We start from the raw sequence: 12,483 nt of genomic DNA on the forward strand, positions 1-12,483 counted from the left end.
GTTCCGTTCGATCCGCGATGGTCTAAGGGTCGAAGAACGTCGAGGGTGATGCGATCGCGTGTGGTTTCCAGCGATCGGGCAGGAGGTTCGAGAGATTGTCGTCGGCGGTCTTGTCGATGCGTTCGAGGACGTCCGCGATGTACTCAACGGGATTGATGGCAACGCGTGTGCACGAGACGACCAGTGAGTAGAGCAGAGCGAGTTCCTTACCGGCGTCCTCGCTGTGGACAAATAGAAAATTTTTCCGGCCAAGAGCGACGAGCCTAAGGGCATTTTCTGCCAAGTTATTGTCCAGGCGGATGCGCGGATCGCGGAGAAAACGGCCGAGCGGGCGCAGGTTGCGCCATACATAGTGCGCGGCACGACCGAGCAACGTCTTCGGTCCGTGTGCACGACGAAGTTCGCGAGAAAGCAGAAGTAATCGGACAAATAGAGGCCGTGCATAGGTGCGCCGCAGCGCGAGATGCTCGGCCGTGCCAAGGAACGCGCGATGCTCTGCCTCGTGCTCGACACCGTACATTCCGGCGATGAGGTCGAGTGCTTCCTTCGCTTCGGGCACCTCCCCGGCCTCGAAAAATTTCCGACGAACGTGAGCGAGACAGCCACATCGCTGACGGAGTCCTCGCTTCTCGAGCGGGTCATATCCACGATAATCGTCGCACAGAAATGCGCCAGGCGAATCACCGAGGACCTCGAGTGGAGCATCGCCACCACGCGTGAGCTCAAAGCGATATCCCGTGAGGCGCTTGCCAACAAAGGCCCAGATAAACGCCTTCGAGGTTTGCTTCGTCAGCGTAAACGACGTCTCGTCGACATGGACGAGGAAGTCCTTCTTGATGACGTCGAAGAGCGGGGCTCGGAGGGGCTCGAGCTTTTGCGCCGCACGCCGGAACAAGTCATTCATCGTGCTTCGTGCGATGGGCATACCGAGCCGCGCGAACGACTGCTCGAGACGATAAAGCGGCGTGACGACAAGGCACTTCGAGACGACGAGGTGCGCAACGAAGCTCGAATCGTACCGCGTCTTGTCCGACCAACGCTCCGGCGGCGGCGCGGTAATGACGCATCCACCGCATCGACACGCGACGACCTCGCGCGTGTGCACAACACGTCGGAAGTAGCCCGGGACGTACGAGTAAACCTCGGATGGCTTGCCGGTGCCGACGCTGCGAAAATTCGTGCCGCCGCAAAGATGACACTTCTTCAGCGTCTCGGGCACGGGCTCCGTCTTCTCTTCTGTGACGATGTGTTCCGCGCGAAGCAAAGCCTGCTCCGTGCGGCGCTCGGCGATCTCCGCTGGCGTCCTCGGTGGCCGCGCGATCTTGGGCATCTTGCCCATCTTCTCGGTACGCCTGGCGAAGGCGCGTTTGAGCACCTCGAGCTCGGCCTGCATGATATCCATTCGAGCTTGCGCCCGCGCACCCTCCTGTTCGAGGTACTGCGCGTACTCGCGCCAAGCGCAGGAACCGTGTTCGTCGTTGTCGGGAGGAGGGACCAATAAACAGCTTTGATCATGCACTCCGCCGAATGTCGATCCCCTTTTTCGCTTCGGCGGTCGTCTTCGCGGGTTTCCACATCGGTGTGCGTCGAACGAGACGAAGATCGACACCATCGAGCAGCATGGTGAGCGACGTCGCGTCGAGGTCGATGCATGAGGCCCCTTCAGGGATCCGCGGCAGCGTGAAGCGCCCAGATTCGAGCCTTTTGTAATAGACAACGAAGCCGCCCGCGCTGAAGAAGAGGATCTTCACGCGATCCATGCGGCGACCAAGAAACACGAAGAGGGTGCCACTGTACGGGTCGGCCTTCCACAAAGACTGCACGAGCGTCACGAGGCCATCGTGTCCGCGCCGAAGGTCGACGGGCGCACTCGCGAGGACGATCTCGATGCCGGGCCCGAGACTCAACACGCGCGCGCCGCGGCGGCCACCAGCGCCGCAAGATGCTCGGCCGTAATCGCTCCACGCATCGTGATGCGTGCCGGTCCGGCTTCGACGACAAGCTCGATATCGCGCTCCACCGTCGCAGGTCGTGTCACGACGACGGGCAGCAGGCGCGTGGGGCCTGCTGTGCGCGCGCGCCGCTCAAGCTCGGATCGCCACCAGATCAACGTCCGCTCCCTGACGCTGTGTCGGCGGGCGATCCCCGCCGCGTCGCCGCTTTGCGCCAGCTCCTTGATCCGCTCAGCCCACCAGTTCGCATCATGTCTCGCCATGCGCGCAATGAACATCAAACGCGACCGCCCCGCACGGCGTCTTTGCCCGTACGGTTACCGATCGAGACGATTCGCGAGGGCGATTCGGTGCTCTCGTGGAATGAGAAAACCGACGTCATCGAATGTCGACCGGTTAACCGAACGTTCGTAAACACCTCCAATGAGCTGGCGGATCTGGACGTATCCACTCCCGACGGCATCAGCGAGACTGTACATACTACGCTCGGCCACCCCTTCTGGATTGAGGGCAAAGGATGGACGCAAACGCACGATCTCGTTGCGGGCGACCGCGCGAGGAGTGCGAATGGGTCGCTGATCGTCGTTCGAGGGTGGAGGGACAAAGAGGGAAGGTCCACCGTCTACAACTTCGAAGTTGACGAGAATCATTCGTACTTCGTGGGTCCGCTAAAGCTTCTGGTTCACAATACATCGTCCATATCAGCATCGTCGAAGATACTTGCTGCCGCGCTCAGCAAGGCGGGATTCGTACGAGGGACCGGTGAAGCTGCACACCACATCGTTGCTGGGGGCGCGAAAGCCGCGGCGCCCGCGCGGCAAGTGCTACAAAACTTCGGGATCGGCATCAACGAAGCTGCGAACGGGGTGTTCTTGCCGGGGAACATGTCGTCGGCGAATCCTGCGGCCATGGCCGTTCATGCAAAAATTCATTCTGGCGATTACTATCGGGCCGTGAACGCCGCTCTGAGTGGCGCGACATCGAAGCAAGAAGCTCTTGAAATCTTGCAGGGCATCCGACAAGCTCTGATTGATGGAGGTTTTCCGTGAGCGGGTCGACAAAATGTTACAAGCTGAGGGCGCCAGAGGGATTCGAATGGCTTCTTCCAGTGGACGAAAGCGATTTTGACCTTCTTCGTTTCAATGGTCGCCCGCGCGCTGAAGACTGGAGACCTGTCAACATGACTCGCTTGAAAGTCTGGGATGATGGGCGAAGGCTGAAGCCATCTGACTTCCCGTCGTGCTCGGGAGGAGACATGATGATTCTTAGCCAAAACGCTAAGGAAGTGCTCGGCTCGTACTTGGCGCAGTATGGCGAGCTACTTCCACTCGCGTGCAATGACGGCGAATTTTGGACGCTCAACGTGACAACGTTCGTCGATGCGCTCGACGAAGAAGCGACGCAAGCCGTGCGAGCTTCTGACAGTGGTCGAATCTTGCTAATTCGTAAGCACGCCTTCAATTCCGCCGCCCTTAGAGACGCTGGACTGTTCAAGCTGCCCCAAACCCCCCGCGGCCTGATCTATGCCACGGAATCGTTCGCTCAAGAGCTGCGGCGGCACTCGCTTTTGGGGCTCGAACTCGAGCCGATTTGGGCGCCAAATTGAAGAAATGAAAACGAGCCTGCCTCTTTGGCCGCGGGTGGACCTCTAGCCGGGTTGAAACGTGACATGCACCGGCGAGCTCACTCGTTCCAAGGGCAGGTTCGTCTTTCAAATGACCTTGCTCACTAGGCTCGCTCAGAACTCCGAGCTCTGGGCTGGTCAGCTCCCGCTCGGAGGAGGCGTCATAAGGCGTGCTCGGATCGCGCTTCTCGTCGCGCGCCCGACGACGCCATCAGCTACCAACCCCGCCGCCCTCTGGAACGGGTTGGACGACTTGGCCAAGCGGGCCACGGCGCGGGCGAGTCCACGCCTGGACATCAACGGCGCCGAGACTGTCCAGCGCCGCGTGGATCTCCTCGAGGCCAGAAGTCGGTCATGAGCGAGAATCGCGCGGCACGGATTCCGAAAGGATCCTCCGAGAAGCGCTCGATCTACGTCGGCATCGAAGGCGCCCTCGAGCGGGAGCCCAACCGCGCTCCGGAACTTCTGGATAGCCGCAAGCGTTCGCGGGCCCACGATGCCGTCCGTCTTGATCGGAGCGGTGCCCGAAACCTCGTTCAGCCGCTCTTGACGAACCGCGTTCAGAGATGCCATCGCCACGCCGTAAGGATGCAGAGCAAGACCGCGCTCGGCCGCGCGTCGCACGTCCGCCACATCGACCCATCCTTTGCGGCCGTACGGAGGATCGCACAAGCAACCGTCGAATGAGTTGTCCGGAACTTGCTTGAGAACGCGAAGGACCGAGCCGCGAACGAGCCCGTAGTTGGCCATACTAGGTATGTAGTAGGCGCGGGGGTACATTTCGCTTTGTGCCTACTACATATCTAAGGTGAGCCCCGACCTTCGCCGCGCGCTGCACGATGCTCTCGACCTCGTCCTCGACGCCGTAGCGAAGGAGGAGAACAGTTCCAAGCCTGGCCGACATCGACCGGACCGCATCAAGCACGTTCCCGTCGACCCCCAGGTGGACGAGACCACGAAGCGCAGGGTGGAAGATGCGATGCGAGTCCGCGGCTGGCGGTGATGGCAATGGCATGACCATCGCAGTAGGCGACCGCCATGCAAACGAAAACAACGTCGGGTACACCGACGACACCGTGGAAGACGACGAAGATGCGACCCTCGGTTACGGGCCCCTTGGCCAACGGAAAATACTGGGTACGAGAACCGAAACGCGCGAATGGATCCCGTCCGTCGCTCGGGACGTTCAAGACGAAAGAGGAGGCGAACGCCTTCGCCGATCAATGGGACTACGTGGCGGTGACGAAGGACCTCACACCGCACCCGGTGATCCAGAAAGACTCGTTTGTGCTGTTCGGTCAGCGCGTGCTTGATGAACGAGAGAAGGACGATGTTCGCGGGATCAAACAGGAGCGGAACCGCGTCAAGACGCATCTGGCCACCGCTTTTTTCGCGAACGAGCGCGTCGAGTCGATCACATCACAGATGATCGCGCGTTGGCTGCGAGAGCTCGGACGCAAGCAGGTGCAGGGGCGAAGCGCCAAGAAACGGCCGCGAAAGATTTCGATCGCAACGATCAAGCGATGCCTGGCACTGGCGTCGGCGATCTTCGACGAAGCGATCCAACATGATCCGCCGTTGATTCTGGTAAACCCGTGCGCGGGACTGAAAATAAAGCGGAAGAGGGCGGGCCAAGAGGCCACCAAGGAAAAGTGGGGCTACCTCTTCCTCGAAGAGCAGCGTCAGATCGCCACGTGCGAGGATGTGCCCTACGAGGACCGACTCGCGATCCGCTTCGCGGTCGGTACAGGACTGCGCCAAGGGGAACAATTCAACTTGCACTTGGAGGACGTCATCGTGGACGGTCCCGAACCCGAGGTAGTCGTGCGTTACGGGTCGAAGGGGATGCCCCCTAATGTTAGCGGGCGCCCCGAAGCGGGGAATTTCGAGCAGGCCGGTCTCGTGCGCGTCAAGCTTGATCGCCGGATGGTGGGGCCACCGTTGGACGCTGGAGGAGGTGCGAGATCTACTCGGCCACAGCTCGGTCGCGGTTACCGAAATTTATGCGCACCTGGGCGAGACGGGCGTGAAGTCGGCCGCTGCTAAAACTCGCGGCATTTTGGCTCAAGGTTATGAGCCGGGTTACGAGCCCCTCCGAAGCAGGGGCCGAGGCCGCCTGATTCCGTAATGATTTCAATGATGTGGGCTGAGAGGGACTCGAACCCTCGACCTACGGATTAAAAGTCCGCAGCTCTACCGACTGAGCTATCAGCCCTTCACGCGCTCGCGTGGGGCCCTCTAATAGCCGCGCCGGAGCAGAAACACCACCTCATTCCGCATGCGCCAGCAGGATCGTGACCTCGTTCGCCACCGCGAGGGGCGCTTTCACCCGGTCGCCCATGCGCCGAGCGAGTCCGGAGCGTTCGTGGTTGCGTGAGCACATCGTCTCGTGGTAGCCGCGAACGAGGTCAGTTCCTGCTGCGTTGAAACGGCGCGGCGCCGCCGGAGACGTTTTGTTTGCAACATGGACGAATCACCCGTCCCGAGGCGCAGGGTCATTCCCCGTTCCAACTCGCCAGAACGCGCAGCTTGGTCCACGGGATATGCGCCAGTGAATCCTCGCTGCCGTCCAGGCCGACATTGCTGACGACGCCACAGTTCGGACCAACGGGGGAGCAGCCGCGGGGGCCGCGCATACCGTTGCCGGGGGTTTGCCACGGGGCGCGGGCGGGATCGGTGAGGTCGTCGCCAGCCATGCCGATGCCGCTGATGGGGCCGGGGCCTCCGCTGTCGAGCACGTAGCCGCCGTATTTTTGCATGGCGAGGCAGATCATTCGCTCGCCTTTGGAGGCACCGCGCAAGCGGCGGCAATTGACGGAGGGATCGAGCTGCAAGCGGGCGCCCATGGGCATGCAGTCGCGGCCCATGCCGTTGCCGTCGGATTTGCCGGCGGGTTTGCGGAAGGTGCGGCAGGATCGGGTGGCGGTGAAGTACAGCGCGTGATCGATGCTGCCGGCTTGCAGCTCGCTGTATTGGATGAAGCCGAAGCCCGCTTGCACGTCCGAGCCGGTTCCAAGGCCCGCGAGCTTGCTCTCGGCCGCGCCGTTGCCGCTCAATTTGAAGGAGCCGCCGCACGAGCCATTCCAACCCGTGGGGTCTTTTTTTGCCACCCAAATACCCTTCACCGTGTCGTCGTCTTTGTTGGCCACGATGACCCAGGCGTCGCCGTCCCCCGGTACTTCGCGGGTGGCGTAATCGGGTATGTGAATGCCCTCGTCGCCCACCGAACATCCCCAATCCGGGGCGTGCTCGAGGACGGGATGGTAGAGGGGATCGCTGTTCTTCGTCATGTAAAAGGGCATTTGCCATTCGGGGCCGTTCAGGCGGGGGCGGGTGCACCCCATGCTGGCGATGATGGCGTCGGAGTTCGGGTCGAGCTTGGGGTTCGGCGGGATCACGGAGCGTAGGTAGTTGGGTGAGCCATCGGTCGCCGGGAAAAGCTCGTTGGGGCCAGGCTGGCGCGGATCCCAGCCCACCAGCGGGTTGGCGGTGAGCGCCGCGGCGGGGGCCGAGGAGGTCTCGGAGTCGTGATTGACGGGATTGCAGGCGATGAACATCAGCCATGTGGCGACGGCCGAATGCCGGACGGTGCTCCTTCCGGGAATGCGGATTCGATCGGTTCGTTCGAGAACGACTGCGCGCGTTTTCATGAGCGTTGTCCTTCTGCAAGGGGTGGCGCCTTCGCAGGCTCGGGGCCACGCGCGCAAACCTTGGATCCCTTCGGGAGACGCGGCAAGCGGTTCCTTTGTCGCCTATGTGCGAATCGATCGCTGCGCCCGGAGGCGCGAATCAGCTGTCGTATGAGACCATCGAATGTCGATGGGTGCAGCCTTCAGGTAATCCGTATTCGATTCATCGCGTGGCGCGAAACGTACGGTGCGCGCACATCGCTTCATTTCGCCAGGGCTCGCGCGGCCTGGTCGACGAACTCCGTCGTGTAGGTCTTGGAGAGGTCGATGCTCTCTTTTTTGCCGCGGACATTGGCGGAGCATCGACCGAGCACCTCGAGCACGTCCTGGGCACCGTCGGGCGGCATGCGGCCGTCGCGGTTGAACATGGTCTTCGAATCGTGAATGGCCTCGATGTAGAGCGCGGGGTTGCCGGCGGCGAAGTCTTTCGGCATCTTCGAGGCGATATCGGCCGCGGAGTGATCGGCGATATACCGCAAGGATTTGACGAGGGCGTTGGCTAGCTTCTGCACGGTGTTCCCGTAGCGGGCGACGTAATCGCAGTTCATGTAGAGGGAGCTCGAGGGGTACGAGCCTCCGAGCGCGGCGCGCGTTCCTTCCTCGGTGCGCATGTCCACGAGCACCTTGGCCTTGCCCGCGCGCAGCAGCTGGGCCACCGTGGGATCGGTGGTCATCCCCGCGTCGATGCTCCCCTGATCGATGGCGGCGATGAAGGTGGACCCGGCGCCCGCTTTGACGCCCGTGTAGTCCGCGGAGGAAATGCCATGTTGGATGGCCAAGTATTGCGTGAGAAAATCGGTCGACGAGCCGGGGCTCGTGTATCCGAGCTTTTTGCCGCGGAAATCGGCCGGGCCCTTGATGATGTTTGCCATTTTGGTGCTCACGACCTCGACCTCGCCCGGGATGTTCGCCATTTGCACCACGCTTTGGATGCATTTTCCCTTGGTCTGCAGATCGATGGTATGATCGTAAAAGCCGACGACGCCTTGGGCGTCGCCCGAGATCAACGAGATTTCGGCCGTCGATCCGCCTTGTTCGGAGAGGAGGCGGACCTTGAGTCCTTCGTCCGCGAAGTAGCCGAGTTGCTCGCTCAGTTTGGCGGGGAGGTAAATGACTTTGTCGATTCCTCCGACGATGATGGTGATGGTGCCATCCGCCGGGGCATCGTGGTGGCGGGAGTCGCGGCAGCCGCCGAGGGGGATGGCGGCGGCCACGGCGGGGGCGAGGAGGGCGAGGATGAATCGGCGGGGGCGCGGGAACATGGGGTCGAGCTCAAACCGGTTTATCGGTGTTGGTCGCCGGAGGGCGCCATTTCAAGAGGCGCTTTTCGAGGGCCGTGAGCAGCGATTCGGCTACGAGCGCGAGCACGGTGATGACGATCATCCCCGCATAGATGCCCGCCGAATCGAAGTTGCCTTGGGCGCGGTTGATCAACAAGCCGAGGCCTTTGTCGGCGCCGACGACTTCGCCGACCACCGCGCCGATCAAGGCGAAGCCGAAGGCCGAGTGCAAGGACGCGAGGATCCACGAGGTGGCGCTGGGGACCACGATGGTGAGCAGGATTTGAAGGGGGCTGGCGCCGAGGATGCGTGCGTTGTTCACCAGGTTGCGGTCGACCTCGCGGGCGCCTTGGAAGGCATTGAAAAATACGGCAAAGAACACCAGCACGAAGGCGGTAGCGATCTTCGACGCCGGGCCGATGAGGCCGAACCAAATCACGAACAGCGACGCCAGCACGATGCGCGGAACCGCGTTGGCCGCCTTGATGAAGGGGGCACAAATTTCGGCCAGCAGCGGGCTTCGGCCCAGCAGAATGCCGAGCACCACGCCTGCGAGGGAGCCCAGGACGAATCCAACCACGGCCTCCTCGAGGGTGACGGCGATTTGCACGCCAATCGAGCCTTGGCTGGTTCCTTGCGCGAACCACTCGACGAGGCGCGCGGCGACCAGGCTCGGCTTCGAATAGAAAAAGGGGTCGATCCAATAGGTCGCCGCGAGCTCCCAGCTCGCAAGCCATGCGACGACCAGCACGATGCGGACCAATGCAATTTTCACGGCGCACCCCACCTAGCGCGCATGGGCGCCTCGTCGACGTTGCGCTTCACGAGGCCCCCGCGCCGAGCGCATGGGCGCCTTGTCGACATCGTGCTTCGCGAGGCCCTCCACGCATCGCGGACGGGCGCTTCGTCGACGTTGCGCTTCATGATGCCCCCGCGCCGCGGATGGGCGCCTCGTCGACGTTGCGCTTCACGAGGCCCCCCGCGCCCGCGGATGGGCGTCTCGTCGACGTTGCGCTTCACGGTGCACCCCGCGCCGCGCGGATGGGCGCCTCGTCGACGTTGCGCTTCACGAGGCCCCCGCGCCGAGCGCATGGGCGCCTTGTCGACATCGTGCTTCGCGAGGCCCTCCACGCATCGCGCATGGGCGTCTCGTCGACGTTGCGCTTCACGGTGCACCCCGTGCCGCGCGCGTGCGTGCCTCGTCGACTTCGTCGCGGAGTGATTTCCAGATTTCGCGGTAGATGTCCAAAAATGAAGGCGTGAGCCGGATTTCTTCCACGCGGCGTGGGCGGTGGAGGGGGACGGGGAAGGAGCCTTTGACGGTGGCAGGGCCGGCGGTCATCACGATGACCCGATCGGCGAGCACGATGGCCTCCTCCAGATCGTGGGTCACGAAGATGACGGCGGCGCCGGAGCCGGACCATAAGCGTAAGAGCTCGTCGTGCATGAGCGCGCGCGTTTGGACGTCGAGGGCGCTGAACGGCTCGTCCATCAGCAATATGGATGGCTCGTTGACGAGCGTTTGCGCCAAAGCTACCCGCTTGCGCATGCCCCCCGAGAGCTGATGCGGATAGTAATCGTCGAATCCGCTCAAACCGACTTTGTCGAGCCAGACACGCGCCCGCTCGCGGGCTGCCGCTTTGGTCGTACCGCGGTAACGCAGGCCGATGGCGACATTGTCGAGGACCGTTCGCCATGGAAGTACGGCGTCCGTTTGAAATACGTAGCCCACGCCGTCGGGGATCCCATCGACCAACGCGCCGCGCACCCGGGTCTCGCCCTCCGAGGCGCGCTCCAAGCCGGACACGAGCGAGAGGGTCGTCGATTTGCCGCACCCGGTGGGCCCGACGACGGCGACGAACTCGCCGCACGCCACCGTCAACGTGAGATCGCGAACGGCGGTGTGAATGCCCCCCGAGCCATGTCGAAACCGCTTGGTCGCGCCCCGGAGCTCGATGAGCGGCGACCCAGGTGCTCCGGAATCGCGAAGAGGTTCGGAAGGATGGGCCATGGCCGCAGCTTACGGCAAGCTGCGGAGCCATTCCCGAAATCGGTTCGTTCGCGAGCTCGCACGCCGGCTCGTTCGCGCGTCCTCGCTCGTTCGCGAGCCCGCCGCACCCCCGCTCGTTCGCGCGCGAGCCCGCACGTCCGCGTACCCGTTCGTTCGCGCGCGAGCCCGCACGCCCGCTCGAGCGCCAGGGTTGCGTCAGGTGCCTAGTTGGCGACGTGTGCGGAGCCCGCACGGCCAGGCGGTCCTTCGAGCCGCGCCATCGCGTTGAGCGCGCTCGCGGACAAGGTGCGAAGGTCCATGCCCGCCCGATGCTGAGCGACCCAGCGGATGAGCGACGGCGGATCGGGGTGGTGCTCCGGGCGATAGCCGCGCCCCAAATACGGCCGCATCGTGGGCGGAAATTCACGCGACCACGTGAGCAGGAGCTTGCCCATGCGGCGCACGCTGTGGCGATCGGTTCGCTCGTCGACCTTCATCATGTACCAGGCCAGGCTGAAGATGTCCGAGAGGGTCTCGGAGACCGCCGAGGCAAAGCCGCGCACCCGCGTGACGTAGCCCTCGTCCACCCGTTGGAGCACATCGAAGGCCACGGTTTTGTGCTCGATTTCTTCGGCCGCATGCCACGCGAACATGGCGAGCACATTGGGATCGGCGCCCGCGAACCAGCGCTCGGGTCGGGAGAACAAGTAGGCCAAGAAGTGAAAGGTGAGCGCCTCGAAGCCAGCCGTGTAGGCGAGGCGGGTGGAGAGTGGGTCCTTGCGCCGGCTCGCGTCGAGGCGCAGGCGGATGCGCTCCTCGCGCGCGGGCAGCTCGGGGTAGCGCCGGGCCAGGATTTGATTGTAGCGGCGGTGCTGCTGCGCGTGCCGCACCTCCTGGCCGATGAAGGCCTTGGCGTCGTCGTTCAGCTGGGCGCCGTCGATCGTCTTCGCCGCCTCGCGGACGTTGTGGATGAAATAGGGCTCCAGCCACGGCAGCAAGATGAAAATGGCATTGGCCAATACGCTGAACTCGTAATCGTTGCACCAATGCGGCGATGTCTCGTCCGTGAGGTTGAATTTGATGTCGCGAACGGTGATCATGCGGACCTCGGAAGGGTGAAATCGTGGATGCGCGGGGGGTCGTGCGCGGGATCGCCCGGCGCGGGCGCGGCATCGCGCGCGAGCAGCGGCACCAGGTGGGCCGCGACGTTTCGCGCCCACTCGGCGTAGCCGCGTTCGGAGGGGTGGAAGCCGTCGCGCGACACGAAGCGCGGATCGGCCTCGAAGTGCACGGGCGCGTAGCTGGTGCCGGGCAGGGTGGAGGCCACGTCGCGCAGCACGGCGTCCAGGAGCTTGGCGCGCGTGCCCATCACCGCGCGGAGCGGGTGCGGGAGCGACGGAAACCGATGGATGGGCGGCAGCCCCGAGAACACCACGCGCCGCGCGCCGCCCTCGCGCAAGCGGGTGGCCAGCGCGCGCGCCCCGCCCGCCCACGCGCGCGACCGCGTCATCTGGATCGTATCGTTGACGCCGACGAGCACCACCACCGCGTCGGCGTGCGGCTCGACCTGCTGCGGCGCGTGCTTTTGCACCTTGGCCAGGGTGGCCCCGTGCCGTCCGATGACCGACCAGCGCACCGGGCGGCGCAGGCGCTCGCTCACCAGGCACGCCAGATGGTGCGGAAGGCCCTCCGTGTGCGCCTCCACCCCCACGCCGGCCGCGCTGGACTCGCCGATCACGGCGATCGAGAGCGTCCGCCCCGCCGAGGACGATCCCACGAGGCCCGTGCGCGCGCCGCCCGCCTCCGGGAGCCGTGGAATGTTCTGGCGAAGGCGGCGCCCCTGGAGGGCCACCAGCGGCAGCAGCGCCGTGCATCCAAGCCACAAGACTCGGTATTTGGTGATATCGTATTTGGTGATCTCGGATAACGCGTTGACCATGGGTGCTTC

13 protein-coding genes and 1 tRNA gene are annotated in these 12,483 nt (G+C 63.7%); 4 read left to right on the top strand and 10 right to left on the bottom strand.

Translation table 11 applies throughout. From position 1 onward, the window contains the following. Positions 1-22 precede the first annotated feature (22 nt). The 3 genes from LZC94_18305 to LZC94_18315 form a co-directional block, all read right to left on the bottom strand. Positions 23-1,393 carry an IS66 family transposase gene (locus LZC94_18305; GenBank protein ID WXB19176.1) on the bottom strand — a complete coding sequence of 457 codons (1,371 nt, stop codon included), beginning with the start codon at positions 1,391-1,393 and terminating at the stop codon, positions 23-25. 118 nt (positions 1,394-1,511) lie between these two features. Beyond that, positions 1,512-1,910, bottom strand: coding sequence for an IS66 family insertion sequence element accessory protein TnpB (tnpB, locus tag LZC94_18310; GenBank protein WXB19177.1), 399 nt, complete (start codon positions 1,908-1,910; stop codon positions 1,512-1,514). Next, positions 1,904-2,233: a hypothetical protein gene (locus LZC94_18315; protein ID WXB19178.1), complete on the bottom strand. Its 330-nt coding sequence runs from the start codon at positions 2,231-2,233 to the stop codon at positions 1,904-1,906. The genes tnpB and LZC94_18315 overlap by 7 nt, the downstream gene beginning before the upstream one ends. A gap of 69 nt (positions 2,234-2,302) precedes the next feature. On the opposite strand from LZC94_18315, the gene LZC94_18320 reads away from it, so the two are divergent. From LZC94_18320 to LZC94_18335, 4 genes are all read left to right on the top strand, one after another. Continuing rightward, positions 2,303-3,001 (top strand): AHH domain-containing protein, encoded by a 699-nt coding sequence (locus tag LZC94_18320; protein ID WXB19179.1) that lies wholly within the window; start codon positions 2,303-2,305, stop codon positions 2,999-3,001. A gap of 59 nt (positions 3,002-3,060) precedes the next feature. Beyond that, positions 3,061-3,558: a hypothetical protein gene (locus LZC94_18325; GenBank protein WXB19180.1), complete on the top strand. Its 498-nt coding sequence runs from the start codon at positions 3,061-3,063 to the stop codon at positions 3,556-3,558. 826 nt (positions 3,559-4,384) lie between these two features. Beyond that, entirely contained in the window at positions 4,385-4,579 is a 195-nt protein-coding gene (locus tag LZC94_18330) for a hypothetical protein (protein ID WXB19181.1), read from the top strand. 113 nt (positions 4,580-4,692) lie between these two features. Next, complete coding sequence (locus LZC94_18335) at positions 4,693-5,622, top strand: hypothetical protein (protein ID WXB19182.1); 930 nt, start codon at positions 4,693-4,695, stop codon at positions 5,620-5,622. Positions 5,623-5,718: 96 nt separating this feature from the next. Here LZC94_18335 and LZC94_18340 read toward each other — a convergent pair. From LZC94_18340 to LZC94_18370, 7 genes are all read right to left on the bottom strand, one after another. Then, positions 5,719-5,791, bottom strand: a tRNA-Lys gene (locus tag LZC94_18340). 280 nt (positions 5,792-6,071) lie between these two features. Continuing rightward, positions 6,072-7,226: a hypothetical protein gene (locus LZC94_18345; protein ID WXB19183.1), complete on the bottom strand. Its 1,155-nt coding sequence runs from the start codon at positions 7,224-7,226 to the stop codon at positions 6,072-6,074. 242 nt (positions 7,227-7,468) lie between these two features. Next, positions 7,469-8,527 carry an ABC transporter substrate-binding protein gene (locus tag LZC94_18350; protein WXB19184.1) on the bottom strand — a complete coding sequence of 353 codons (1,059 nt, stop codon included), beginning with the start codon at positions 8,525-8,527 and terminating at the stop codon, positions 7,469-7,471. A gap of 10 nt (positions 8,528-8,537) precedes the next feature. After that, positions 8,538-9,320, bottom strand: coding sequence for an ABC transporter permease (locus LZC94_18355; GenBank protein WXB19185.1), 783 nt, complete (start codon positions 9,318-9,320; stop codon positions 8,538-8,540). Positions 9,321-9,710: 390 nt separating this feature from the next. Further along, positions 9,711-10,556 (bottom strand): ABC transporter ATP-binding protein, encoded by an 846-nt coding sequence (locus LZC94_18360; protein WXB19186.1) that lies wholly within the window; start codon positions 10,554-10,556, stop codon positions 9,711-9,713. Positions 10,557-10,759: 203 nt separating this feature from the next. Continuing rightward, positions 10,760-11,635 (bottom strand): metal-dependent hydrolase, encoded by an 876-nt coding sequence (locus LZC94_18365; GenBank protein ID WXB19187.1) that lies wholly within the window; start codon positions 11,633-11,635, stop codon positions 10,760-10,762. Further along, positions 11,632-12,474 carry an SGNH/GDSL hydrolase family protein gene (locus LZC94_18370; GenBank protein WXB19188.1) on the bottom strand — a complete coding sequence of 281 codons (843 nt, stop codon included), beginning with the start codon at positions 12,472-12,474 and terminating at the stop codon, positions 11,632-11,634. The genes LZC94_18365 and LZC94_18370 overlap by 4 nt, the downstream gene beginning before the upstream one ends. Positions 12,475-12,483: the final 9 nt, after the last annotated feature.

It is taken from the genome of Sorangiineae bacterium MSr11954 (genome assembly GCA_037157815.1).
GTDB classification, from domain to species: Bacteria; Myxococcota_A; Polyangia; order Polyangiales; family Polyangiaceae; genus Pendulispora; species Pendulispora albinea.

Bases quoted from the DNA above. Each gene is read 5' to 3' on its own strand.
- LZC94_18365 (WXB19187.1), bottom strand. From the start codon at position 11,635: ATGATCACCGTTCGCGACATCAAATTCAACCTCACGGACGAGACATCG.
- LZC94_18360 (WXB19186.1), bottom strand. From the start codon at position 10,556: ATGGCCCATCCTTCCGAACCTCTTCGCGATTCCGGAGCACCTGGGTCG.
- LZC94_18345 (WXB19183.1), bottom strand. From the start codon at position 7,226: ATGAAAACGCGCGCAGTCGTTCTCGAACGAACCGATCGAATCCGCATT.
- LZC94_18350 (WXB19184.1), bottom strand. From the start codon at position 8,527: ATGTTCCCGCGCCCCCGCCGATTCATCCTCGCCCTCCTCGCCCCCGCC.
- LZC94_18370 (WXB19188.1), bottom strand. From the start codon at position 12,474: ATGGTCAACGCGTTATCCGAGATCACCAAATACGATATCACCAAATAC.
- LZC94_18305 (WXB19176.1), bottom strand. From the start codon at position 1,393: ATGCAGGCCGAGCTCGAGGTGCTCAAACGCGCCTTCGCCAGGCGTACC.